Here is a 23079-nt window from a genome sequence, read left to right on the forward strand (position 1 = left end):
GTTCGAGGTGTTCATGGCCTGATGCGCTAGACAGGTTTTGTCCCGCGTATCTGGACCCTATGCATAAGGCGACGCTGGCCTTGATAATCATCTAGCGCTAGATGTTGCAAGCACCGGTTATCCCAGAACGCCACTGAACCCGGCGCCCAACGAAAGCGACACGTGAATTCTGGACGCGTGGAATGATCGTATAGGTACCGCAATAACGGGGCGCTTTCGGCAATCGTCATATGTTCAAAGCGCTCGGTATGCATCTCATTGACGAACAACGCTTTGCGGCCCGTCTCGGGATGCGTGCGGACAACCGGATGTATGGCGGACAGGGTCGTTTTATTGCTACCGACACCTTGCCCCTGCGCCAAGACATCATCGGCCTCGAGCGAAGAAAGAATGCGGCCATTGGAGTGAATGGCGTTCAACCCATTGAGCATGTTCTTCATACCGTCCGAAAGCGTTTCATAGGCAAGATACTGATTGGCAAAAAGCGTGTCTCCTCCTACCGTCGGCAATAACTTTGCCGCTAGCACTGAACCGAGTGGTGGAATTTCGAGATGAGTCGTGTCTGAATGCCACTCCCATCCGAACACGAGTTTTGTCTCTGGCTTCTTGTCGATGACCAATAATTCGGGCAGCGATCCGGGATGTTGACGATGCGGCGGCAAGACCGCCAATTCGCCGAAGTATTTGGCAAAACGCGCCAGGTCAAGATCCGACACTTGCTGATCCCGAAAGAAGATCACACCGAATCGATGATAGGCCCGTTTCACCTCTTCGAGTGTCTCATCGTTTATCTGTTCAGACAGATTGACCCCGAATACCTCCGCGCCTGCCGCTCCCGACAAGGGCAGGACATGAATGATTTTGAAATCCAGATGTTCACAGGATGGTTGAGTCATTTGTCGATCCATAATTTCGTTCACATAAGTGTTCGGGTTCAACGACCTTGATCGCCAAGGCGGCGCACTCACTAGAAAACGCGGCCCATGACAGGCCGCTGTCGCGGCCCGACCGCGAACAAGCGTGCAGATCAACGCGCCGCAATGCCCTCCCGCGCAATAATCTCCTTGTTTATCGCCGTTTCTTTCTTGATCTTCTCGGCGAATGCCTTGGGTCCGTTGATCTCGACACGGCCGATCGCCTCCAGTTTCTTGCGCAGCTCTACATTCGTAGATAGCCCACTGAGCGCATCATTCAGCTTGCTCAACACGTCAGGTGGTGTGCCCTTCGGTGCGAATACGCCAAACCACGGACTGATGTAAATCGACGGCAATCCCACTTCATCCATTGTCGGCACGTCAGGCAAATCTCGCCACCGCTCATGCTCAGTGACGGCCAAGGCGCGAACTCTGCCATCCTTTACGAGAGGTACGGTATCCAATGTATTAAAGGCGAAATCGATCTCGCCCGACAACAAGGCAACCCGCATAGGCGTGCCGCCACGATAGGGAATATGCGTTGCTTCTATGCCCGCTTCCTTAACAAACAGAGCCCCCGCAATATGAAATAAATTACCGATTCCCGCCGACCCATACGTCAATGGCTCTTTTTGCGATTTGGCCAGTTCCACGAGGTCTTTGACTGTCCGTACGTTTTTTGTTTTTTCAGCCGTTGCATTGATAGTCAGCACCAGCGGATAGCCCAGGAGAGTCGTGATGGGTTCGAGGTCCCGCTCCGGATCATAGGCAATATCCTTGTTAATCAAGGGGTTTACCGTAATTGAACTGGTATTCGATACCAGCAGGGTATATCCATCCGGCTTGGCCTTCGCAACCGTTTGTACGGCAAGCGAGCCGTTGGCTCCCGTTTTATTCTCCACAACGGCGGGTTGTCCGAGCTGCTCAGTCAGAATTTCACCCACAATGCGTCCGGCGGTGTCATTGCCGCTGCCGGCAGAGAATCCGACCAAAAGTTTAATGGGGTGATCGGGATAGTTTTCGGCGTACGCGTAAGCCCCCACTGTCGTCGATATTGCCAGCAAAGCCAACGAGCACACATACGTCATTTTGCGAGTTGATGCGCCAATCATTTTGTGTCTCCTAGTGTATTTACTTATATTCCCACTGCACCAATGTGTAGGGGACCGGCCCTTCATCATGCGGTTCGAACACGGCCTTGACCTCGGCACCCATTCTCACCTCCTGCAGTGGATCCCCCAGCAAGTTGCCCACCATTCGGACGCCACCGGCATGAGGCAAATCCACCAGGACGGTCAAATAAGGAACGCTCTCCTTTAACGTGGCCATGGGGGGATGCCACGTTCGTTCCCAGCTGTAAATGCGTCCTTGCGATGTGACTTCCTCCCACGCCACGTCGAATTTCCGGCAACGATGGCAGATCCATTCGGGGCCCCATTGCCATGTCTCGCAGTGCTTGCATCGTTGGATCATTAGGCGACCCTCGCGCGTACCCTTCCAGTAAGGTGCGTCCAGTCCGTCCGCCTCCGGCACAGGAGCAGGCAGATCGGTCGAAAGATAAAAGCGTTTGTCCGTCATAACGTTGCCGCCGTACCCAGTATCATGTTGGAGACGGGATTCACCATGGGTCCCGAGATAACGATGCCAAGGTCTGCACCGGCAACCTGAGCGGTCGACTGATTCCGAAGCTGCCGCACGGTCTCTATTTGCAGCTCCAAACCGTGCATATAGCATTCTGCCAAGTTACCGCCGCTGGTGTTCAATGGCAGCTTTCCCGTTGGCGCGATCAGATTGTCCAGAACCAGAAAATCGTTGGCTTCGTCCGGCTCGAAGAATCCATGCTCTGCCAAGCTCATGACCACCCCGCCCGTAAAGTTTTCGTAGGCTTGTACGACCTTGATATCTTTCGGCTTGACCCCGGCGTGTTCAAATAGACGCGGCGCCAATGTGCTGAACCCGGACGTCGCGTAAAGCGGTGCGTTGTGACACCGTGCGGCACCTCGATAGTCGCCCCCCTGCTCCGCCGCCAATATATAGACAGGCGATGCCGAGATATCTGCCGCACGCTCGGCTGGCATCAGGATCAATGCGGCCGCGCCATCGTTTTCCATGCAACAGTCAAATAGCCGAAACGGCTCGACGATCCAACGCGATTCGTCGTAGGCCTGAGGCGTCAGCGGTTTGCCGTGCATGACAGCTCGCGGATTCATTTGTGCGTGGTGATACGAAGCAAGCGAAATCGCCCGCAGCGCATCGCGCTCGATACCGTGGTCGTACATATAGCGCGTCACTTTCATCGCGAACTGCTGAGCCGGCGTAATCATCCCATAGGGCACCGTCAGCGCGTTTGCCCCGTCGACGGTGGACTGCATGGACCCCTGGCCGATTCGGCGAGACGCGCTCTGCACAAGCGAGCGATACACGACCACACACTCTGCCGTGCCCGCGGCAATAGCGGCAGCGGCATTCCCGATTGCCGCTGCACCGCCACCACCGCCGCCTCCCCACACAAGATTCGAGAAACGCAGCTCTTTGACGCCAAGTGCGCTCGCAAGCCGAATGGGTGTACTGCGCTCATCGTGAAAACTTGCAAAACCGTCGATCTCGGAGGGATCGACGCCGGCGTCTGCGGCAGCAGCCAGTATTGCCTCAAGCCCCATGCAGAACTCCGGATCGGGAGACGTCCCCCGTTTGTAATAGCGGGTTTCACCCACCCCGACAATAGCGACCTTTCCTCGTAGCGTGCGTGCGTTCATGTTGATGATTTCCAGTGTGCTGCGCCTATCATCCAGAGCATTGACGATCTACATCGACTTACGCGACGCGTTCGAATAGGTCATTGCTGATAATCTGCTTCATGATTTCTATCGTGCCCCCGCCTATACGCGTCAAGCGAGCATCGATGAACGCACGCGCGATGGGATACTCGAGCATGTATCCATAGCCACCAAAGAATTGCAGACACTGGTCCAGCACCTTTCCTTGCAGTTCAGTCGAAATCAGCTTGGCCTTGGCTGCCTCGATGGGGCTCAGCTCGCCCTCCATGAACCGCCTGATGCACCAATCGGTAAAGATGCGCGCCGACGTGGTCTCTGCATCAAGCTGGGCCAGTACGAATCGGGTGTTCTGGAAATCGGCGATGGTTTTACCGAACGCCTTGCGGTCACGGGTATAGCGCACCGTCCATTCAATCGCCGCTTCGCAGACTGTCGTGCTCCTGACGGCCTGGCACAAGCGTTCCTGAGCGAGCTTGGTCATCAGCATCTTGAAGCCACGATTTTCCTCGCCCAGCCGGTTGCTGATCGGCACATGCAAATCCGCGAAGAACAGTTCCGCAGTGTCCTGCGCATGGGTGCCCACTTTCCGAAGCGCCCTTGCCTTCTGGAACCCCGGTCGATCTGCCTCGACCAGAATCAGGCTGATGCCTTTTTTTCCCGCTGTAGAGTCGGTTTTTGCGGCCAAGATCAATAGGTCGCACTGGACCCCATTCGTGATGAAGATCTTCTGGCCATTGATCACGTATTCATCGCCGACCCGCTCGGCGCGAGTCGTCATGTTTTGTAGATCGCTTCCGCCACTGGGCTCTGACATGCCGATAGCGCCGATGACTTCTCCGCGAGCCATCTTTGGTAGCCAAGTTTTCTTTTGCTCGTCGGAACCCCAAGCGTAAATATACGAGGCGACCATTTCCGCATGAACCATGAAGGCACTGCCTGGGCCACTCATACCCGCGTGCCATAGTTCTTCGATCACAATCACATCGAATAGCCAATCCGCGCCAGAACCACCATATTCTTCCGGCAGGCTCGGGCACAGAATGCCGAGCTCGCCCGCGCGTTGCCATAGTTCGCGGGGCACCTTGCCGTCAATCTCCCATTGCGCATGATGCGGCGCAATCTCCTTCTCGATGAAGCGCCTGACTGTGTCACGGAACGCATCATGGGCTTCGGTAAAAAACGGTCTGGCTATAGTCATTTGATCTCCAATTGACCTCTGTCAATGACGATGATTTCACGAGCGGGGACACGGGCACGCCACTGCAACCCAATGTCAGATTTGAAAAATTCGAATTGAAGGCTGTCCCCTGGATAGACCGGGCTGACAAATCGGCCGGACATCGCCTTGATACGCAGCGGATCGCCATCGCAGACCGCGTCAATCGCCGCGCGGCATCCCATTCCAAAGGAGCAGAATCCGTGAAGAATGGGTTCTTTAAGGCCCATGGCTTGCGCGGTTTGCGGGTCGGCATGCAGCGGGTGGTAGTCACCGCTAAGCCGGTACAACAGCGCCGAATTACGCGCGGCGTCGAGTACCACTATCTGATCGGGGTCCCGGTCCGGCACAAGGGGTGCGACGGCCGGTGCTTCACCAAAGCCGCCTTGACCGCCGTCATTTCGCAGCATGACCGTTTGTGCAATGGTGGCGAGCCGCTCGCCAGCAGCCCCCATCAACACCCGCTCTGAATGAATCGTGGCGCCTTTTTCACGTCCCTTATCCTGCACCGCGACGATGCGGCTCGTGGACGTGACATTTCCCTCTGCGGGAACGGGTGCGTGGATCTCGAAGGAAACTTCACCGTTGAAGATATGTGACCAATCGATATCTAACGATGGATCACGAAGCCACAGCCCCGGGTAGGCCAATGCCAGGCAGTAGGATGGGACCACCTTCTGCTCTTTCTCATATACATAAGCCAGTTGTGCCGGGTCCACTGGATCCGCGCCGTAACCCAGTCCCAGGCTATACAACATCGAATCCCTTCGCGAGAAAGACTGGCTACCTGCCGGAATTGAAAACGCTTTGACACTTTTCAGGTTCATTATTTTTCCAAATCGGAACCAAAAACAGACTCAAGCAGTCCTGAGGAATCCGTCCCGCCAGCCATAGAGGACAGATCATTTAATGGACAGACCATTCTAAAATAGAATATTAGGCGTTAAATTGGGAGAAACCCTCACAGAATTGCCCTAGGTCGTATTGGCTCGCGTTGCCGTCGTAATCTGTTTTTTGAGCCAACCCTAGTCGTGATGTTCAGGCCCAGATTGCGCCTTGTATCGAGCGCTCATTTCCGAAAAACCGAAAATCCTGGCCGAGTTTTCTCCCAGTACCTTGCGCCGGCTGGACTCCGAGAGTCCTCCCATATGCCGCTCGATAGCCTGGGCAGAGTGAGGCCAGGTTCCCTCGTGGTGGGGATAATCATTGGCCCAAATGCAGTTGTCTTGAAGGTTGAACGTTTCCATGAGAGCCAAACCGGTCCTGTCTTCTCCAAAAGAAGCAAACCCGTTTGATCGGAAATAGTCACTTGGCATCCGCTTGAGCTTTGGCCTGACCCAAAAGTGATGCTTCAAGTAGGCTTCATCCATGGCATCAAGCGCCCAGGGCAGCCAGCCGATACCAGCCTCGACACTGCCGAACTTCAGATGGGGAAACCGTTCAATAACACCCGACGCACAAAGAGTGATCAACGGTTCAGCGGTGGGAGAGAGAGAATGAACGACATAGTTCACAACGGCGCCGCCCAAACCTCGCGTGGTCCGGGGGTCTTTGCCGGTGGAGACATGAAAGGTGATTGGAACGTTTGCCTCTTGAAACCTTGCCCACATTGGATCAAAAGCGACGTCGTTGTAATTAATATGGCCCGTTTTCGGTGGGCCGAACATCGGCTTGCAGGGAAGTGTGAAATGGCGAAAGCCCAATTTCAGGCAGCGATCAATCTCGCCTAATACACCCTCTATATCCCCTGTCGATAGCGCGGCCGCCGGCGAGAGTCGATCGACATACTGTCCAAACGTTTCCCAGGCCCAAGTGTTGTAGACCTCACATTGCGCGGCAGCAAAGATGGGATCAAACGTGTACCACATCCCCATCCCTTTGTTGGGGAAGATGACCTCGCCATCGATACCATCGAGCGCATGATCTTTCAGCCTGTCAAGAGGATCAGCACCGGACTTCGAGCGTAGGAAGTCTTCCCCCGTCAACCGAGAAAGCACTAATCGATCGGCTTGTTCGGACGCCTCCATCTTTCGCCACTGAACGCCCTTATCATCAATCCACACCTTTGGCAGGCGATCGCGGTATTTTTCATCAATGCGTTCCGCCCATAAATTCGCCGGCTCATTTGCATGGCAGTCCGCCGAAATCATTAGATATTTATTAGACGCCCCAGGTTGAACACTGCTCGCCCATCCGTTTGAACCAGGCGTAACGAGACGCCATTTATTCTCTTCGTTTACAGTCATTTCAGTCATGGCATATCTCCAGAGTCTTTACGGAATAAACAAACGACATATCCAGGCAGTTGATCTAAACAACGTCCGACGCACCTTAGGCAATTTGTCATCAAATTTGCGCAGCGCCATCTACGAGAGATTCGCCAAACGTACCTTCTTGGCGTAACTGCTCCACCACGTCATTCCCGTATCCCAAGACGGATTTCAGGACAATATCCGTGTGTTCTCCTACCGATGGAGATACTTGAGGATCAGCAGTCGGTGTCAATGAAAAACTAACTGGTGGTGCGAAATTGGGAATCCATCCTGCCTGGGGGTGTGGTATTCGAGAATGAATATTCAATTCCCTCGACTCTTTCGCCACAATTTGATCGGAGATTCGGCGAACCTCACCACATGGCACTCCCGATTTGCGGATCCTCGGCCCCCAATAGGACCAAGGTTGTTTTTCGAAATCCTGCTGCAAGATGCTCATTAATTCGTCTCTTCTCGCCAGCCGGTCCGATCCACGCTCATAATTCTTGTTTGTAGCCAGATCCTCACGGCCCATGACGTGCCCGACCAACTTTTTAAATTGGGCGTCATTGCCGCAATTGATATAGAAGGAACGGTCCTTGCACTTGAAAACCGCCGCGGGACAAATGTCGGGACTCACATTCGCATTCCGGCCAATATCTTTTCCTGTGAATAGATATTGCATTCCGGAGTAGCCAGTCATTTGCACCGCACTCTCGTACAAAGACATCTCGATATATTGGCCCTCGCCCGATCGCTCTCGGTGATATAGGGCGGCCAAAATAGAGCCATAGGCTAACGTACCTGTGTGGACATCGATGACGGGCGTCGTGGTTCTCACGCCGTCCCGATCACCGTATCCGTTAGTGGACATAAATCCACTTTCCGCTTGCGTAACGGGGTCGTAGCCGTTTCTGTCGGCGAACTCCCCTTTTCTGCCATATGCCGAGATCGAACAGTAAATGACAGCGGGATTCATTTTCTTGCACGCCTCGTAATCGAAGCCGAGTCTCTGAGTCACGCCCGTAGAAAAATTCTCTACAACGACATCTGCCTTGGCGATCAGATTTTCGATTATTTCCTTTGCTCCCCGAGCCTTCATGTTGAGCGCGATACTTTTCTTGTTCCGATTGCACCAGACAAAAGGAGCGCCCTGTTGCTGCAAGTCAGGATGCATCGGCGGGTAGTGCCTGAAATCGTCTCCTCGCCCCGGCTTCTCCAACTTGATCACCGTCGCGCCCAAGTCGGCCAGCATCATTGTCGCCAGTGGACCTGCTAGATAATGCGTAAAGTCGACTACCAGCACCCCCTCAAGAATATGTGGTGCCCCCACAGCGCGGGCTTTATGAGGTGGGAGAAGAGCTTCTATGTCTATCACTGGTTGCCTCTCTACTTATTGATATTCAAGCGGGTACTCGAATGCAATAGCACTTATCTTTTAAATGTCTTACCATTCTATGGTAATCATCAATCCGTGCAGTAGTAGGGTATACCCTTGTTCAACGTAGTAAAGAGGAGCTTGGCACCCTCGTGGTCACTAGGTGCCGTAGGTGCTGCCGGAGACAGCACACTGCCTGATTCGTGCGTAGAATTCGCACAGGGCGGGGTATTCTCGAGAACTTTCAGCGCTTGAACCGCAGATAATTTTCCACAATTGTGGGTCTATTCAATGCAGAACTTTGACTTTAGAGAGATCCGGACTTCACGAGTGTTCGAGGACATTTGCGAACAAATTCGCGGCCAGTTAGCGTCGGGGCAGTTGAAACCTGGCGCTAAACTGCCAGGCGAGCGCGATCTCGCCGCGGCCTTTGGCGTTGGACGGCCGGCTGTCCGCGAGGCGCTTAGAACCCTGGAGATTTCCGGCATCGTTTCCATTCAAAAGGGCGCGCACGGCGGCGCATTTATTTGCGAAGGCGACACGCAAATAATGACGAAGGCCCTTAGGGATTTCATGCTGCTGGGTCGAATCTCGATCGACAACTTGAAAGAAGCGCGCATCCAAATATGGAGCGTCGTCGTAAAACTTGCCTGCCAGCGTGGAACTCCTGAAGACTTCGACGCTATAGAACGGCATCTCGAATACATTGAGAGCCTAAGCGACCTGAAGCCACGCGCGGTGGCAGCCCTCGAAATGTTCAGTCTCATCGCGGCCGCCTCCCACAATGAAATTTTCGTCCTGTTAATGGATTCGCTTGGGAATATTATTTTCCAAGTTGTCGAGGAAGCCGGCCGCGTGCATTTCCCGGAACTCCCGGCGATTCGTATGCGCATTCTGCAATCATTGCGAGCAAAGGATGAGGCAGGCGCAACCCAGGCAATGGAAGAGTACTTGACCATCGTGCACGGAGTGTTGGATACCCCCACGTCCGCGTGAGACGCGCTGACCAGCGCACAACTACCACCCATGAATCCTTATCAGGGGAACGACAGCTCTTGTTATTTCGGGATCGGATAACTGTTAGCCGAATATTGTATTAGCCACCCTATTGTTAATTCTCTAGAGTGACGTGCCATAGAGCAGACAGCAATTTCATTTCGAACATCGCGCAGGAGCAATCATGGAGCCAGTTCCCTATTCCCCGTCTTCGGTAGACGGCACGGATGCCTTATGCAGCCCTGCCCCGGAGACGAAACGCTATAAGGTAAGGCGACCGAATGGGGTGGAACTGGAGGTCTATGCACAGGGCAGCGGCGATCTGATTGTGATGTTGCCCTCACTGGGACGCGGCGCGCAAGACCTGGCTGAAATTGCGGACCCACTGGCCCACGCCGGCTACCGGGTGTTGTGCCCCGAGCCACGAGGCAATGGCCAGAGTACTGGCCCCCTGGAAGGAAAAACGTTGCATGACTGGGCCGAGGATATCGCCTCGGTCATTGAGCATGATGCAAGCGGCCCCGCCTTCATCATCGGGCATGCCCATGGAAACTGGATCGCGAGAACACTCGCGTCCGATCGGCCCGAATTGGTACGCGCGCTGCTGCTCTTGGCGGGCTCTGCCGGCAAAGTTCCGGCAGGCGACGAGGGCATCCCTATCAGTCATGAAACCCGGGCACTGATCGAAGTATGCGGGAACATGGCGCTTTCCGAAGCGACGCGGCTGGAGAGTCTGCGGAAAGTTTTTTTCGCGCCGGGCAATGATGCGAGTGTCTGGCTCGGTGGATGGAATACCGAACTCATGACGATGCAAACGCTAGCGCAAAAAAGGACGCCCGTTGATGATTTTTTCGCGGGTGGTACAGCGCCGATACTGAATCTTCAGGCCGAATACGACGTGATTGCGCCCGCGCGCTTCGCGAACGTACTCAGGGATCATTTGGGTGAGCGGGTCACCAACAAGACGATCAAGAATGCGGCCCACGCGCTGTTGCCCGAGCAACCGGAAGCCGTCATACGGGAAATCCTCACCTACCTGGCTGCGCAAACGCACCACCAGCCCTAAACCGACGAGATCGCGACACGCAGCCTATGACTCAATCCAGCCCTTCTCTATTAGACAATGCCACGCGCGACCTGGCCATATTTGCCTCCAGCCTGCAATACCGTCAAATTCCAGCGAGCGTCATTGAAAGAATCAAGACCAGCGTATTGGACAGTATTGGATGCTGCCTGTTTGGCATGACATTGCCTTGGACACAGAAGGTCCAGGCGATGGTAGAAGAACAAGGCTGCCTCCCGGTAGCATCGCTATTCGGTTCCGAACGGAAAACCTCCGTGGCCGATGCGGTTCTCGTCAACGCCACCGCAGGTCATGCGTTCGAACTGGACGATATTCACAAAGAGTCAATCGTCCATCCCGGCTCGATTGCTCTGCCTGTCGCAATCGCTCTGTCAGAGAAAACAGGCAAGCGCCGTGGCCGAGATCTGTTGACGGCGATCGTGGCCGGCTATGAAATCGGCACGCGTGTTGGCAACGCGGCAACCATGGATCTGTTCTTCAGGGGCTTTCATCCCCAGGGAACGTCCGGCGTTTTCGTGGCGACGACGACGGCAGCCCGCATGCTCGAACTGGACGCGCATGCTATGCAGCATGCGCTAGGTATCGCCGGTTCGCAGGCCGGCGGACTGATGGCGGCGCAAGAAGGCGCAATGGTCAAACGGTTCCATTCCGGTCGCGCCGCACAAAGCGGGGTGTATGCCGCGCTGCTGGCTGACAAGGGCTTCACGGGCATCACGGATGTACTCGAAGCGCCCTACGGCGGCTATCTAAGTACTTATTCGGGCAAGCCCAATGCCGCTCGACTGACCGATGGCCTGGGCAGCATCTGGGAAACAGAAAAGATCGGCTACAAGCCACATGCCAGCGTCACCAGCATTCATGCGGCGCTCGATGCACTGGCACAACTGATGAAAGAACACCATCTACAGCCGGACGATCTGGTCGGGGTCGACATTGGCATCAGTCATATGACTTATGTGCACTGCGCCTGGGAATACAAGGCGCAGGGTGTCACCGCCGCACAAATGAACCTGTTCTACAGTCTGGCAGTGATGGCTTACGATGGCATGGCTTTCGTGGAACAGTATCACCAAGACCGCCTGAATGATCCCCGGGTCCTGGCGCTTATTGCACGCATGACGGCTCGTGTCGATTCCAAGATCGACGCCATGGGGCCTGCATTCCGGCACGCAGCCGTCGTAACAGTAACGTCGACATCCGGCTCCGTGTTCACTAAAGAAATACTACATCGTCGCGGAAGCCCCGAAAGTCCGCTCAGTCCGGCGGAGATCGAGTACAAGTTCCGCCATATCGTGAAGCCCTGCTTGTCGGCGGATAACGCCGACGCCGTAGTTGCGTTGACACGCAACCTCGATCAATTGGATGACATCCAGCCTCTGCTGGATATCCTGGCAATGTCACGAGTCTAATCGCCGGGTCGGACCGATGGTCCGGCGGTGATCACCGGTCGACCCAAGCTTTTTTGCATTATCCGCGCTCGACAAATGGCTCGTACATCACCTGCCGTATGACCTTCTTGATCAGCTCTGATGAAATCTCGTCTCTCCATACTGCGTAGAGATGCAGGTGACCAGCACTATTGTCGACGTCCTTAAAGACGATGCCGGGAAAAGGCAGACGCGCATAGGGCTTGGGAACGATGGAAATACCCAGTCCAGAACGGATCAACTGGAAAACGGTGAATGGTGTCCTTGCCTGGTGCACGAGGGTAGGCCGAAAACCCTTCGCCAGACAGCATGCCAATTGTGCGTCATAGAGCGACGGGGAGTGCTCGCGCGAAAATCCGATAATGCGGTATTTCTCAAGATCTGCTGCGGTAATTTTCTCTTCTTTCTCGAGCTCATGACCCTCTGGAATGGCCAGGATGAAAGGCTCGGAATAAATCGGCAGTTTGTTGAACGCAGCAATGGCCGGGATAGAATGAACGATTCCGATATCCAGGCGCTCTTGCATAAGCGCCTCGACCTGGTCTCGTGATGACATGTCGTAGACACTCAATTCGATTTCGGGAAAGCTCTTCGACATGCGGGCCAACAGGCTGGGCAGCACATCCAAGAGCGCCGATGTCACAAACCCGATTTTTACATTGCCGCCGTCAGCCTCGGCAGCCCTGATCGTGGCACCGACTGCGCTGCGTAAGCTCGCGAGAATCGTTCGGCTTTCATTCAGGAAGATCTTGCCCGCCTCGGTTAACCGAACCTCACGCCGGCTACGCTCAAGCAACTGTACACCCAGATCGTCTTCCAGCGCCTTTATTTGTTGCGACAACGGCGGCTGGGACATATGCAGACGCACCGCCGCCTTGCTGAAACTCAGTTCTTCCGCGACGGCCACAAAGTAGCGCAGATGTCTGATTTCCGGACCGTGCATGACTCACTCCCCTTGACAGTACCAATCATGCCAGCCCGGCATGGTATGCCGATCATAGCGTCGTTGGTTATATCCAAGACAAATAACTCGAGTATCGAAACAATATTGGACCGGCGGTACGATGAAGCCTAGATTGTCAGCGACGAATAAAGCGGTGCCGGGGAGTTATTTTCCGCGCCCCATTATCCCTACGGAGACAAAAATGAATCAGCTGAATCGATCACGACGCGTGTTGCCAATCGTTGCCATGGCAATGACCTCATTGATGGTAGCCCATGCGCACGGCGCCCCAGAGGCCTTTCCCTCTCGGCCCATTACGGTCATCGTGCCCTACACGCCGGGAGGCTCGGTCGACACGGTGGCACGTCTCGTTACGGCCCAACTGCAGAAACAATTAGGTCAGCCTATTGTGATCGAAAACAAGCCTGGCGCTTCGGGCATGATCGGGTCGGAACAGGTCGCGCGGGCCAAGCCCGACGGCTATACCCTGCTCTTGCACGCGTCCAGCCAAGTCTATCTTCCTTTGGTTAATGCAAACGCTAAATATGATGCGCTGAAAGACTTTACGCCGGTCGCACGCATCGGCACCGTGCCACTGCTGATCGTCACCGCAACGACGTCGCCGCTTAATTCACTAAAGGATATGCAAACGCAGGCTCAAGCGAATAAGAATTCCCTTACCTGGGCCACCTCGGGATACGGTACGTCTAGCCACTTGGTGGAAGAAATGCTGAATCGCGACCTGAAGCTCGGCATGCAGATCGTGGCCTATCGGGGTGCTGCGCCTCAACTGACTGATGTGATGGCCGGACACGTATCGGCCGCCGCCTCTCCCATGCCCGGAGCCTATCCCTACGTCGCGTCTGGCAAGCTCAAAGCAATTGCAGTGACCAGTGCGTCACGGATTGCCAAGCTGCCCGATGTCCCCACTGTAGCGGAAAGCGGCGTAAAAGGTTTTGAGTTCTCATCGTGGTATGGCGTCTGGGGCCCGGCGGGCTTGCCGGCCAATATCGCGAACCAGTTGGCCAGCGAAATCAACAAGGCGACTCACGCGCCCGAGGTGACCAAGGTTTTCGAGACGATGATGTTCCAGCCTGCCGACACTTCGCCACAGGACTTGGCAAAGGTGCAGCAAGATGAGCACGACAAAATAAGCCAGCTCGCGAAAGAAGCCAACATTGTCATCAAGTGATATCAAAAGGGACTTTGGCATGATTACCCGTAGTTTGGCGGCATGGCTCGCGAATTTGTCGCGAGATCAGATCCCTGGCTCTGTCCACAAAGAACTGCGTCATCTGGCGCTGGATACGTTCAGTGTGGGACTCAGAGGCAGGCATACCCCCTGGTCCGAAGCTATCCGCGACTGGGCCACCCAAGACAGCCACTTGCCACACGGCGCCTCGCTTTGGGGTGAAAATGGCTTACGGCTCAGGCCATCAGACGCTGCTCTGGTCAATGGCACGGCGGCCCATTCGCTGGAACTCGACGACTTTCATAATGCAAAGGTGCATCCGGGCGCCGTCATTGTTCCGACGGTATTCGCGGTGGCCGAGCACTACGGTGTCGACCCCGCGCGACTGGATATCGCCTTGGCAGCCGGCTACGAGGTAATGATACGTACCTCGCTGGCGCTATCGCCCGCCGAGACCCGTCTGCGAGGCTGGCATCTGACCCCCGTATGTGGTCCATTGGGGGCCGCGGCGGCTACGGCCGTCATGCTGGAATTGCAGCCGCACCAGATCCAATCCGCTCTAGGGCTGGCGGCGACGCAGTCCAGCGGTTTGTTCGCCTTTACCCTGGACGGCGCCGATTCGAAACGACTGCATGCGGGCATGGCTGCGCGGGCCGGAGTGGTATCCGCAGAGCTGGCCCGCAAGGGCGTGACGGGCCCCGCCTACGCCATCGAGGCGGAAGACGGAGGCATGATGAAGGCGTTTTCCGATCACTCGGATGCCTCACGCATGCTGCACGCACTGGGCGACACTTGGCACGCCGCCAAAACCAATTTCAAGCCCTACAGCTGCTGCGGCAGCGCGCATGCAAATGTGGACGCGGCGATTGAACTGCGCGCTGAATGGCCGCAGAACGGCCCTGTGCGAGTGGGCGTGCCAACACTCGTGGACATCCAGTGCGGCTATCAATACGAGCCCGGCTCCGAACTGCAGGCACAGATGAGCGTGCGATACGCCGTAGCCAGCGCGCTCCTGCATGGTTCTGTACTGCCCCAGGATTTCGAAGCGGCCCGGCGCCATGATCCCGCTATGGTTCGCCTCGCCAACGCCATCGAAATCGTCAGGGATACGGATCTGGATCAACGCTATCCCAAGGATTTCTGCGGCTGGGTCGAAATCATCGATCGATCCGGGGTGCCCCGCAAGGTCTTGAACATGAACCCGTCGGGGTCTGCCGACAATGCGGAACGCCATAAAAGACTGCGGGAAAAATCCAGTCTGCTGTTGAACCAGGATTGCGGCCCGGAAGCGTCCGAGGAAATCTGCGATTTGTTCTTGAAACCGGCGCAGCTGGATATTCAGAGGATTATCGCGACAAGTGTCTGAACATCAGCGCTCCTGCGGCATCGGACGCCAAGTCCGGCCGCAGACGCTGGCCTCTGCAAATCAAGATCAGCCCTCTACTTTCTCAAGGTAGGCATGAAACAACCCGACATGTACCTCTGCGGAATCACTTCCGTCTTCCCATAGGTCACTGGCCAGAAAACAGACGTCAAACGAGACCTGCCGGGCGCTTTCAAGACCATGTGCGGCGGCATCGGGATAGGGATAGGCGGGAGAAACGCCGACGATCGTCCCGACTTTGCCTCGAACATATCCAGGCATGCGAATGTGGCCGGGTGCAAACAGGTTGCGTACGCGAACCGTATCGCCGATCTTCAGATCCGGCAACGAACCCTGATGTGCACGCCCCGATTTGCTCGGCACGGATAAAGGGACCGCCTCCCCGATCGCTTGCTCGAGCTCCTGAGGCGTAATGACGCCTTTTTCGATACAGAGACTCGCAACGCCGGTAAAGACGCGCTCAAAATACGATGCCGAAAGGTAATGCGCAGGTGCCATTCGCTCAATGGCGTGGCGGTATTCATCCATATTGAAAACGCGCTGCCCCACCATCTGTCCCATTAACGAACCGGCTTTGATTTCCCAGTCCGCCTTGAAAGCGGTGCGCTTGCCTTCCTTATTGATGGGGCTAAAGCCTTGTTTCCCGCCCAAATCATGCATGCCGTCCATGTCGTCTCCCCTAAGCCATGATTAAACAGATGCCGCCGATGCACCGAACGGTGGCTCCAGGCGCTGGACACCGATCAGGCAATCTTGCGTAATCAGGCCGGCAAGCTGATCCTCCGTCCAGCCGTCGGTACCGGGGGGACGCATCGGCAAGATCATATAGCGCGTGTCCGTCGTGGTGTCCCAGATACGCAGCTTCATGTTTGCAGGAAGCGTCAATCCCATCTCGGCAAGCACGGTGCGCCCTTCTCGGACGATCCGGGCGCGATAGTTCACGTCCTTGTACCAGCCCGGCGCCATCCCGATGATGGTAAAGGCTGTACAGGAACACAAAGTGCAACAAATCACATTGTGAATCTCGTCGGTATTTTCTTTGACGACGAGACTGGCGTGGTGCTCCGGCATGGGGTAACCCAGCGAAGCAGCGACTGCCCTGCCATCCGTCAACAGGGCTTGCTTGAATTCTGGATCGAGCCAGGCTTTTGCGCAGAGCCTGGCGCCAATAGCAGGCGACCACTCCTCTGTAACCTTGTGCTCATAGTTCGACACGGTGTGTTCGTCGAACAGCCCTTTGGTTTGAAGCAAATCGATCAGCGCATCCACACGCCGACTCATATCTGGTGATGACATTTGGACCTCCCCTCCTATAGGCAGCACTGGCCGAACGGCCACCCGCACATTTAGTAGTACTGTACGCCAATTCGCCATTCGCCCGGTGTTTTACCTATACGTACACCCACGGTCGTCCACTAACGGAGACTCCCTGCTGTACGACTGGCGGGGCCGCATCTTGCGGCAAGCGCGTAATATTGCACACTGCCTCCAACCCTACCGTAGCCCTTGCACTCTCACATGGCGTACAAGGGCAGTACAAGACTCTGCCGATCAATGCCCGGATTCTCCTTTGTTCTACGTCTGATGGCCGTCTTGGCGGCGGCGCATGTCTATGTCGGTCTGCGCTTGATTCCCGATCTTGCCTTGACCGATAGCCAGCATGTGTTCGCCGTGGCGGCCCTGGTGCTTTCCTGCATCCTGATGCCCATGGCCCTGTTGGTCCGCCCCTTTTCCGCTCGCGCCTGGTCCGACTGGGTAGCCGGTATCGGGCTTGTGGTGATGGGCCTGTTCTCTTCGGTCTTCGTGCTGACCCTGCTGCGCGACGCAGTGCTGGCTGCGGTGCTGACAGTCAGTACGCTCTTTTCCATCACGCTATCGTTGCCTGCTCTGAAGGCCGACAGCGCGCTTGCGGTGTTGGTGCTGGCTTTGGGCGCCACGCTGCTGGGCGCGTTCAACGCCAGGCGACTGGCGCGCGTGGTGCGTGTCGACGTACCCATTGCCGGCCTGCCACCTGCGCTGCACGGGTTCACCATCGTCCAGATCAGCGATATCCATGTAGGCCCCACCATCAAGCGGGGCTATGTCGAGCATATCGTCAAGGCCGTTAATGCCCTGAAACCCGATCTGATCGCTATCACCGGAGATGTGGTCGACGGTCCGGTCGCCCGATTGGCGACCCACACGCAGCCGCTGGGTCAACTGACCGCACGTCATGGCGCGTTTCTGGTGACGGGTAACCACGAATACTATTCCGGCGTCGACCACTGGGTCGCCGAGTTTCGTCGTATAGGCCTGAGCGTATTGATGAACGAGCACGTGCTGCTGCACCACGACGACACACCACTGGTGGTGGCCGGCGTCACCGACTACAGTGCTGGCGTGTTCAATCCGGCACAAACCAGCAACCCCGCAGCGGCCCTGGACGGTGCACCAGCCAATGCCATCAGCCTACTCCTGGCACACCAGCCTCGCAGCGCCGCTGCCGCCGCCCCGGCCGGCTACAAGCTGCAGTTGTCGGGCCATACGCACGGCGGCCAATTTCTACCCTGGAATCTCTTCGTGCGCTTGCAGCAACCGTTTACCGCCGGCCTGCACCGCTTTGAGGATATGTGGGTCTACACCAGCCGGGGTACCGGTTATTGGGGGCCACCCAACCGGTTGGGCGCGCCGTCAGAAATCACCTTGCTGACATTGGTTGCCGGCTAATCTGGACGCAAGACCCCCCACCCGATAGTGGGGCGAGGTACTGAAGGCAGCGCTTCGGTCATTAGCTGCCGGGTATCGCGAATCGCTTGTCGTATAGTTCGCGCACCCAGTCTATGAAGACGCGCACTCTCGGCGAGAGCTGACGGTGAAATGGATAGAGGGCGCAGATCGGCAAGTCCGGACACTTCCATTGCGTCAGAACCTGGACCAGCCTACCGGCGTTCAGGTGCTCTTCCAGCCGAAAACGCGGCACCTGGATCAGCCCGCAGCCGGCAAGCGCAGCGCTCGTATAGCATTCCGCATCACTGACCGAAATCCAGCCCGTGGCCGGGAACTCTTGTACGTCCCCGTCCACGATCACGGAGAACGGATAGCGGGAGTCATTGCCTCGAGAGAAAAAACCAATTGCGTGATGCTGCGCCAACTCGCGCGGATGCTTCGGCGTTCCGTATCGGGCCAAGTATGCCGGGCTGGCACAGATGATCTCTGGCAGGTCCGCCAACTTTCTGGCGATCAACGACGAGTCGCGCGGCTGACCTGCCCTCACCACGCAATCGATGCCTTCTTTGACTAAGTCGACCAGCCGATCGCCGCTGCTGAGAATCACGTCGATATTGGGGTAGCGCTCCCGAAAGTCGGTGATATGAGGCAGGAGGATCGTCGTCGCATGTACCCCATGTACATCCAATCGCAGGGTTCCACGCGGATTGACGACTTGCGTACTTACCGAGGACTCGGCATCTTCGAGATCGGCCACAACACGCCTGCTGCGTTCGTAGAATGCCTGTCCGTCCAAGGTGGGCTTTACCTGACGTGTCGTGCGATCAAGTAGTCGAGCGCCTAACCGGCTCTCCATCTGCTTGATGGCGTGCGTCGCCGTCGCGCGCGGCACATTCAGCATTTCCGCAGCCTCAGTGAAGCTACCCAGTTCGACAATGCGGTTGAACAATTGCAACGCAAGAAAGCGATCCATGGAGAGCCAATATTTAGTTTTACGTGAATAAAAAAATTTTGCAGCACCTACCTGTTGTGTGCACTGTCGACGTCAATAGCGTACAACGGTACCCCACACAGGTTCCGTGCAGGGGCAGCGCATTTATGCGAACCCGCCATTCGCGCGCACGACTTGGCCGTTGACCCACTCGCCATCGGCACTCAACAGGAACGACACGACGCGCGCGATATCTTCGGGTTGTCCCAAGCGTTCCAATGGCGTCATTTTTGTTATCTGCGAGATCTGCTCTTCGGTCTTGCCGTCGAAAAACAATTCGGTGGCAACGGGGCCCGGCGCCACCGCATTGACCGTGATCCGCCGACCGCGCAACTCGTTGGCCAGCACACGTACCAGGCCCTCAACCCCCGCCTTGGATGCAATGTAGGCCCCGTACTGGGGAAAAGATCTAGCGATCACGCTTGTGGAAACGGCCACGATGCGTCCGCCGGCCTGCAAGTGCTGGGCGGCATGGCCCAACACCAAGAACGCGCCCCGCAAGTTGGTCGAAATGGTACGGTCAAAGGCGTCGATGTTTTCCGGCGCGATCGGTGCCAGCGACATGATTCCAGCGCTATGCACAACGGCGCCGATGGCTCCATAGGCTTGCAGCACCGTGGCGAAAAGCCGCTGTACGTCTTCGGTTTTGGACACATCTGCCTGCACCGCAATAGCTGTTCCGCCCGCGGCATGGATTGCGGCGACGACCTCATCAGCCTTGGCGGAATTGCCCGAATAATTGACGGCGATCTTGAAGCCATCGGCGGCCAAGCGCAAGGAAATGGCCCGACCGATGCCTCGGGAGGCCCCGGTAACGATCGCCGTCTGGGGCATCAATGATGCTAGGGAAGAATTGCTGGTGTTCATGATGATTTCCTTTAGGTAGATCGGTGACGACCAGCGTTCGCGCGTGTCGAGCACGCGGACGGACTGAGCCGTTTGCACCCGGAAAACATGATGACATTTGCTTCAGAATGAATAAATAGGGAAAAATTTACTTGTTAATTCAAAAATCATCAACAATCGTAGCGCAAAACCATCAACTCGTCGTGTGGCAACGCTGAATCAGTTGCGAATCCATTAGCGCCTCGCGTGCCATGTCGGCAATGGTTTCGAACACGCGCAAGTCGCCAATAAGCGGAAATGACGCATAGATGGCAAGTGGCGGCACCGGTCGGTCCACCTCGAGAATATCGATGCTGTCGTCGTCCAGCTCGCGCTGCAAAATGGCCCTCGGCAGGATCGCCACAGCCGTACCTGACGTCACCAGACGCAGCATGACTGCCAGCGAGTTGCACGAATTGATTCGGGGAGGCGATACACGTGCGCCGGCGAACCAGGACATATTCAGAGCATGCAACGCCGATGGCGCCGGCACCGTCAATACCGGCATGCCGGCAATGTCCCCTGCCGTCAATGGCGCGTTCTGTTTGATCTTCCCTTTGGCACTCACCCAGCTCATTGCCGAGTCGCCAAGTAGGACATCGCGAATATGCGGATGTGCGCCGGGATCCGTCGAAATAGCAAAGTCCAGCCCACCGGCACACAATCTGCCACGCAAAATCGATCCGACATCCACACTCAACTCGACTTGCAGCGAGGGATAGTGCTCGCTCAGGCTCGCAAGAAATGTCGCCAGACCGGAAAGGGCCGCAGACTCATTCGTGCCCAACCTCAGCAGACCGCGCATAGGCGTCGCGTCATCGGTCAGGACATCATCGGTCAGGTCAAGCAGCCGTGTGGCCTTATTCAGGAATGACGCGCCTTTCGGGGTCAGTGCCGCGCCTTTTGCATCGCGCTCGAGAAGCCGATAACCCAGCGCATTTTCCAGCTCGTGTATCCGCGCCGACACCGTGGGCTGCGTCAGGTGCAGGTGCCGGGACGCAGCGTGGAAACTTTTCAGCCGGGCTACCCAGTAAAACGTCTCTATCTGGGTTAGGGAAAGCCTCATGATAGAAATTGACCACAGTCCGCTTGAGAATTTTGATTACCTTCCCCTGGGATATGCCATATAGGATGGGGACGCATGTTGCATGAAAGTGTACCAAAGCGTTCATAGACGCCCAGAATCGCACAAAGAGAGAAGATATGAGCCCCAAGCGTATCGGCATCCTGATTCCCTCGACCAACACCTCGGTCGAAGCGGACTTTCAGCGCCTTCTTTTCGATGCCGTCACGGTGCATAGCGAGCGTCTGTACATTCCAGATGGCACGATGACCGAAGCGTCCCTCGACCTGATGAATGCAGACTTGCAGGAAAAGGCGGCGTTGCTGGCCACGGCCAAGATCGACGTGATTGCCTACGCCTGCACTTCCGGCAGTTTTTATCGCGGGACGGCCTGGGATGAGCAGGTCAGAGATACGATCGAACAGCGCACCGGCGTCCCCTGTGTAACCACGAGTACGGCGGTTTCGAAGGCATTCCAGGCATTGGATGTGCACACGATCTCTGTGATGACCCCCTATCCGGACTGGACGAATCAGAAGCTCGCTCAGTACTACGCCGCACAGGGATTGAGCGTCAAGGGAGTTCATGGCGACGCACGCGCCGCCGCGGATGGCCATCGCGCCATCAATGACCAGGACCCGGCGCAGATCGAGCAATTCGCCCATGAGCATTTCGATCGCGATGCGCAAGCCCTGTTTTGCTCGTGTACCGCGTGGCGATCATTAGAGTGCGTACAAGCGCTCGAGACATCATTGAACGTGCCGGTCGTCACGTCGAACCAGGCGACGATCTGGGCAGCTTTGCACACCATCGACAGTCTGGACAAGGCAAAACCAGTGGGACGCTTATTTAGCGTGCTGCCGGCGCAATAATGCAACGCAGTACGCACGCCAATGGTGCGCAAGCGCCATGGATTGCACCAAGCTTGACCGAGCGTACCGACCCGGGACACCGCATTCTCTTCATCAACAGAAGGCCCAAATCATGAACTCGCATGAGCATGTCGTTCCACTTCCGCAATGGGCCGCCACGCCCGCCGGCGTTCGAGCGCAGGCCCGCCTGGGTCTGTTCAACGGTAATACCAGTGGGATGGCACCTGGCTACGGTCAGGGCAATTTGGTGATTCTGCCCAAGAGCTGGGCCGAGGATTTCTACGGCTACTGCCAGGCCAACCCCACCCCATGCCCCTTGCTCGGCATGAGCGAACCGGGCAGCCCAATGGTTCCCATGTTGGGTAACGATATCGATCTCAGAACCGATTTGCCGCGCTATCGCCTGTGGCGCGACGGCGAACTGGTGGATGAAATCGACGATGTCGCCGCACTATGGCGTGACGACTTTGTGGGCTTTGTGCTGGGGTGCTCTCTCTCATTCGAGTACGCGCTTGAACAAGCGGGCTTACGCGTGCGGCATGTGGATGAAGGAAAAATCGTACCCATGTATCGCAGCTCGATCCAGACCCAGCGCGTGGGCGCCTTCCATGGCCCTATGGTGGTGTCGATGCGACCCTATACGCCTGAGCAAGCCAAGATCGCCTACGACGTATGTGCCCGTCTACCGGGCGCACATGGGGCACCCGTACACATCGGCGACCCTGCTCAAATCGGAATATCCGATGTCAGCCGCCCCGACGAAGGCGAACCCACGGAAATCCGATCTGGCGAAGTACCGGTGTTCTGGGGTTGCGGCGTAACACCCCAAGCAGCGGCCATCCTTGCCAAACCTCCGATTCTCATCACCCACGCCCCGGGACACATGCTGATCAGTGATGTCCCGGTCGAACAGTTGCGCCTGATTTAGGCGGTACGCGGGGCTCGTCGGCCCCCATTGTTATCCGTTTAATTTCGCCGCGATGCGCCCGGCACGTGGCT

At 56.4% G+C, this 23079-nt stretch carries 22 protein-coding genes; 8 read left to right on the forward strand and 14 right to left on the reverse strand.

Annotation, left to right across the window (positions count from 1 at the left end; genetic code table 11):
• Positions 1–26 precede the first annotated feature (26 nt).
• From ACYVDM_RS00440 to ACYVDM_RS00475, 8 genes are all read right to left on the reverse strand, one after another.
• Positions 27–938, reverse strand: coding sequence for a TauD/TfdA dioxygenase family protein (locus ACYVDM_RS00440; RefSeq protein WP_415790732.1), 912 nt, complete (start codon positions 936–938; stop codon positions 27–29).
• Between the two features lie 89 nt (positions 939–1027).
• Positions 1028–1984: a Bug family tripartite tricarboxylate transporter substrate binding protein gene (locus ACYVDM_RS00445; protein WP_415790730.1), complete on the reverse strand. Its 957-nt coding sequence runs from the start codon at positions 1982–1984 to the stop codon at positions 1028–1030.
• Between the two features lie 61 nt (positions 1985–2045).
• A complete protein-coding gene (locus ACYVDM_RS00450) occupies positions 2046–2492 on the reverse strand; it encodes a Zn-ribbon domain-containing OB-fold protein (protein WP_415790728.1) in 447 nt (148 codons plus the stop codon).
• Entirely contained in the window at positions 2489–3670 is a 1182-nt protein-coding gene (locus ACYVDM_RS00455) for a thiolase C-terminal domain-containing protein (RefSeq protein WP_415790726.1), read from the reverse strand. The genes ACYVDM_RS00450 and ACYVDM_RS00455 overlap by 4 nt, the downstream gene beginning before the upstream one ends.
• Positions 3671–3728: 58 nt before the next feature.
• Positions 3729–4889: an acyl-CoA dehydrogenase family protein gene (locus ACYVDM_RS00460; protein WP_415790724.1), complete on the reverse strand. Its 1161-nt coding sequence runs from the start codon at positions 4887–4889 to the stop codon at positions 3729–3731.
• On the reverse strand, positions 4886–5734 hold the full coding sequence (locus tag ACYVDM_RS00465; RefSeq protein WP_415790722.1) for a MaoC/PaaZ C-terminal domain-containing protein: 849 nt from the start codon (positions 5732–5734) through the stop codon (positions 4886–4888). Before ACYVDM_RS00465 ends, ACYVDM_RS00460 begins: the two co-directional genes overlap by 4 nt.
• Positions 5735–5932: 198 nt before the next feature.
• Positions 5933–7162 (reverse strand): amidohydrolase family protein, encoded by a 1230-nt coding sequence (locus ACYVDM_RS00470; RefSeq protein WP_415790720.1) that lies wholly within the window; start codon positions 7160–7162, stop codon positions 5933–5935.
• 91 nt (positions 7163–7253) lie between these two features.
• On the reverse strand, positions 7254–8537 hold the full coding sequence (locus tag ACYVDM_RS00475) for a CaiB/BaiF CoA transferase family protein (RefSeq protein WP_460475291.1): 1284 nt from the start codon (positions 8535–8537) through the stop codon (positions 7254–7256).
• A 291-nt stretch (positions 8538–8828) separates the two neighbouring features.
• Here ACYVDM_RS00475 and ACYVDM_RS00480 point away from each other — a divergent pair, with 291 nt between their 5' ends.
• The 3 genes from ACYVDM_RS00480 to ACYVDM_RS00490 all read left to right on the forward strand — a co-directional run bounded on the left by ACYVDM_RS00480 (position 8829) and on the right by ACYVDM_RS00490 (position 12026).
• Complete coding sequence (locus ACYVDM_RS00480) at positions 8829–9533, forward strand: FadR/GntR family transcriptional regulator (protein WP_415790718.1); 705 nt, start codon at positions 8829–8831, stop codon at positions 9531–9533.
• Positions 9534–9717: 184 nt separating this feature from the next.
• A complete protein-coding gene (locus ACYVDM_RS00485) occupies positions 9718–10599 on the forward strand; it encodes an alpha/beta fold hydrolase (RefSeq protein ID WP_415790716.1) in 882 nt (293 codons plus the stop codon).
• A 26-nt stretch (positions 10600–10625) separates the two neighbouring features.
• Positions 10626–12026: an MmgE/PrpD family protein gene (locus ACYVDM_RS00490; protein ID WP_415790714.1), complete on the forward strand. Its 1401-nt coding sequence runs from the start codon at positions 10626–10628 to the stop codon at positions 12024–12026.
• A gap of 58 nt (positions 12027–12084) precedes the next feature.
• Here ACYVDM_RS00490 and ACYVDM_RS00495 read toward each other — a convergent pair whose 3' ends face one another.
• Complete coding sequence (locus ACYVDM_RS00495) at positions 12085–12987, reverse strand: LysR substrate-binding domain-containing protein (RefSeq protein WP_415790712.1); 903 nt, start codon at positions 12985–12987, stop codon at positions 12085–12087.
• Positions 12988–13189: 202 nt separating this feature from the next.
• Here ACYVDM_RS00495 and ACYVDM_RS00500 point away from each other — a divergent pair, with 202 nt between their 5' ends.
• Together ACYVDM_RS00500 and ACYVDM_RS00505 are read left to right on the forward strand one after the other, a co-directional pair.
• A complete protein-coding gene (locus ACYVDM_RS00500; RefSeq protein WP_415790710.1) occupies positions 13190–14179 on the forward strand; it encodes a Bug family tripartite tricarboxylate transporter substrate binding protein in 990 nt (329 codons plus the stop codon).
• A 19-nt stretch (positions 14180–14198) separates the two neighbouring features.
• Positions 14199–15545 carry an MmgE/PrpD family protein gene (locus ACYVDM_RS00505; RefSeq protein ID WP_415790708.1) on the forward strand — a complete coding sequence of 449 codons (1347 nt, stop codon included), beginning with the start codon at positions 14199–14201 and terminating at the stop codon, positions 15543–15545.
• A 66-nt stretch (positions 15546–15611) separates the two neighbouring features.
• On the opposite strand, the gene nthB is transcribed toward ACYVDM_RS00505, so the two are convergent.
• The gene (gene nthB / locus ACYVDM_RS00510) at positions 15612–16232 is read right to left on the reverse strand and encodes a nitrile hydratase subunit beta (RefSeq protein ID WP_415790706.1); all 621 of its coding nucleotides are present in this window, start codon (positions 16230–16232) and stop codon (positions 15612–15614) included.
• A 21-nt stretch (positions 16233–16253) separates the two neighbouring features.
• Positions 16254–16832 carry a nitrile hydratase subunit alpha gene (locus tag ACYVDM_RS00515; RefSeq protein WP_415790704.1) on the reverse strand — a complete coding sequence of 193 codons (579 nt, stop codon included), beginning with the start codon at positions 16830–16832 and terminating at the stop codon, positions 16254–16256.
• 285 nt (positions 16833–17117) lie between these two features.
• Here ACYVDM_RS00515 and ACYVDM_RS00520 point away from each other — a divergent pair, with 285 nt between their 5' ends.
• Complete coding sequence (locus tag ACYVDM_RS00520; protein WP_415790702.1) at positions 17118–18269, forward strand: metallophosphoesterase; 1152 nt, start codon at positions 17118–17120, stop codon at positions 18267–18269.
• Positions 18270–18330: 61 nt separating this feature from the next.
• Here ACYVDM_RS00520 and ACYVDM_RS00525 read toward each other — a convergent pair whose 3' ends face one another.
• From ACYVDM_RS00525 to ACYVDM_RS00535, 3 genes are all read right to left on the reverse strand, one after another.
• Positions 18331–19242, reverse strand: a complete 912-nt coding sequence (locus tag ACYVDM_RS00525) for a LysR family transcriptional regulator (RefSeq protein ID WP_415790700.1) — start codon at positions 19240–19242, stop codon at positions 18331–18333.
• A 123-nt stretch (positions 19243–19365) separates the two neighbouring features.
• On the reverse strand, positions 19366–20127 hold the full coding sequence (locus ACYVDM_RS00530) for an SDR family oxidoreductase (protein WP_415790698.1): 762 nt from the start codon (positions 20125–20127) through the stop codon (positions 19366–19368).
• A 172-nt stretch (positions 20128–20299) separates the two neighbouring features.
• Positions 20300–21211 carry a LysR family transcriptional regulator gene (locus ACYVDM_RS00535; RefSeq protein ID WP_415790696.1) on the reverse strand — a complete coding sequence of 304 codons (912 nt, stop codon included), beginning with the start codon at positions 21209–21211 and terminating at the stop codon, positions 20300–20302.
• Positions 21212–21348: 137 nt separating this feature from the next.
• Between ACYVDM_RS00535 and ACYVDM_RS00540 the strand changes: the two genes are divergently transcribed.
• Together ACYVDM_RS00540 and ACYVDM_RS00545 are read left to right on the forward strand one after the other, a co-directional pair.
• Positions 21349–22080 carry a maleate cis-trans isomerase family protein gene (locus ACYVDM_RS00540; RefSeq protein WP_415790694.1) on the forward strand — a complete coding sequence of 244 codons (732 nt, stop codon included), beginning with the start codon at positions 21349–21351 and terminating at the stop codon, positions 22078–22080.
• Positions 22081–22192: 112 nt separating this feature from the next.
• Positions 22193–23008 (forward strand): putative hydro-lyase, encoded by an 816-nt coding sequence (locus tag ACYVDM_RS00545; RefSeq protein ID WP_415790692.1) that lies wholly within the window; start codon positions 22193–22195, stop codon positions 23006–23008.
• The last annotated feature ends 71 nt before the right edge of the window (positions 23009–23079 follow it).

Source organism: Bordetella tumulicola, from assembly GCF_054779135.1.

Excerpts from the sequence above, each read along its gene's own strand:
- ACYVDM_RS00450 (WP_415790728.1), bottom strand. The coding sequence starts at position 2,492 with ATGACGGACAAACGCTTTTATCTTTCGACCGATCTGCCTGCTCCTGTG.
- ACYVDM_RS00455 (WP_415790726.1), bottom strand. The coding sequence starts at position 3,670 with ATGAACGCACGCACGCTACGAGGAAAGGTCGCTATTGTCGGGGTGGGT.
- ACYVDM_RS00460 (WP_415790724.1), bottom strand. The coding sequence starts at position 4,889 with ATGACTATAGCCAGACCGTTTTTTACCGAAGCCCATGATGCGTTCCGT.
- ACYVDM_RS00465 (WP_415790722.1), bottom strand. The coding sequence starts at position 5,734 with ATGAACCTGAAAAGTGTCAAAGCGTTTTCAATTCCGGCAGGTAGCCAG.
- ACYVDM_RS00470 (WP_415790720.1), bottom strand. The coding sequence starts at position 7,162 with ATGACTGAAATGACTGTAAACGAAGAGAATAAATGGCGTCTCGTTACG.
- ACYVDM_RS00480 (WP_415790718.1), top strand. The coding sequence starts at position 8,829 with ATGCAGAACTTTGACTTTAGAGAGATCCGGACTTCACGAGTGTTCGAG.
- ACYVDM_RS00485 (WP_415790716.1), top strand. The coding sequence starts at position 9,718 with ATGGAGCCAGTTCCCTATTCCCCGTCTTCGGTAGACGGCACGGATGCC.
- ACYVDM_RS00490 (WP_415790714.1), top strand. The coding sequence starts at position 10,626 with ATGACTCAATCCAGCCCTTCTCTATTAGACAATGCCACGCGCGACCTG.
- ACYVDM_RS00495 (WP_415790712.1), bottom strand. The coding sequence starts at position 12,987 with ATGCACGGTCCGGAAATCAGACATCTGCGCTACTTTGTGGCCGTCGCG.
- ACYVDM_RS00500 (WP_415790710.1), top strand. The coding sequence starts at position 13,190 with ATGAATCAGCTGAATCGATCACGACGCGTGTTGCCAATCGTTGCCATG.
- ACYVDM_RS00505 (WP_415790708.1), top strand. The coding sequence starts at position 14,199 with ATGATTACCCGTAGTTTGGCGGCATGGCTCGCGAATTTGTCGCGAGAT.
- nthB (WP_415790706.1), bottom strand. The coding sequence starts at position 16,232 with ATGGACGGCATGCATGATTTGGGCGGGAAACAAGGCTTTAGCCCCATC.
- ACYVDM_RS00520 (WP_415790702.1), top strand. The coding sequence starts at position 17,118 with ATGCCCGGATTCTCCTTTGTTCTACGTCTGATGGCCGTCTTGGCGGCG.
- ACYVDM_RS00525 (WP_415790700.1), bottom strand. The coding sequence starts at position 19,242 with ATGGATCGCTTTCTTGCGTTGCAATTGTTCAACCGCATTGTCGAACTG.
- ACYVDM_RS00530 (WP_415790698.1), bottom strand. The coding sequence starts at position 20,127 with ATGAACACCAGCAATTCTTCCCTAGCATCATTGATGCCCCAGACGGCG.
- ACYVDM_RS00535 (WP_415790696.1), bottom strand. The coding sequence starts at position 21,211 with ATGAGGCTTTCCCTAACCCAGATAGAGACGTTTTACTGGGTAGCCCGG.
- ACYVDM_RS00540 (WP_415790694.1), top strand. The coding sequence starts at position 21,349 with ATGAGCCCCAAGCGTATCGGCATCCTGATTCCCTCGACCAACACCTCG.
- ACYVDM_RS00545 (WP_415790692.1), top strand. The coding sequence starts at position 22,193 with ATGAACTCGCATGAGCATGTCGTTCCACTTCCGCAATGGGCCGCCACG.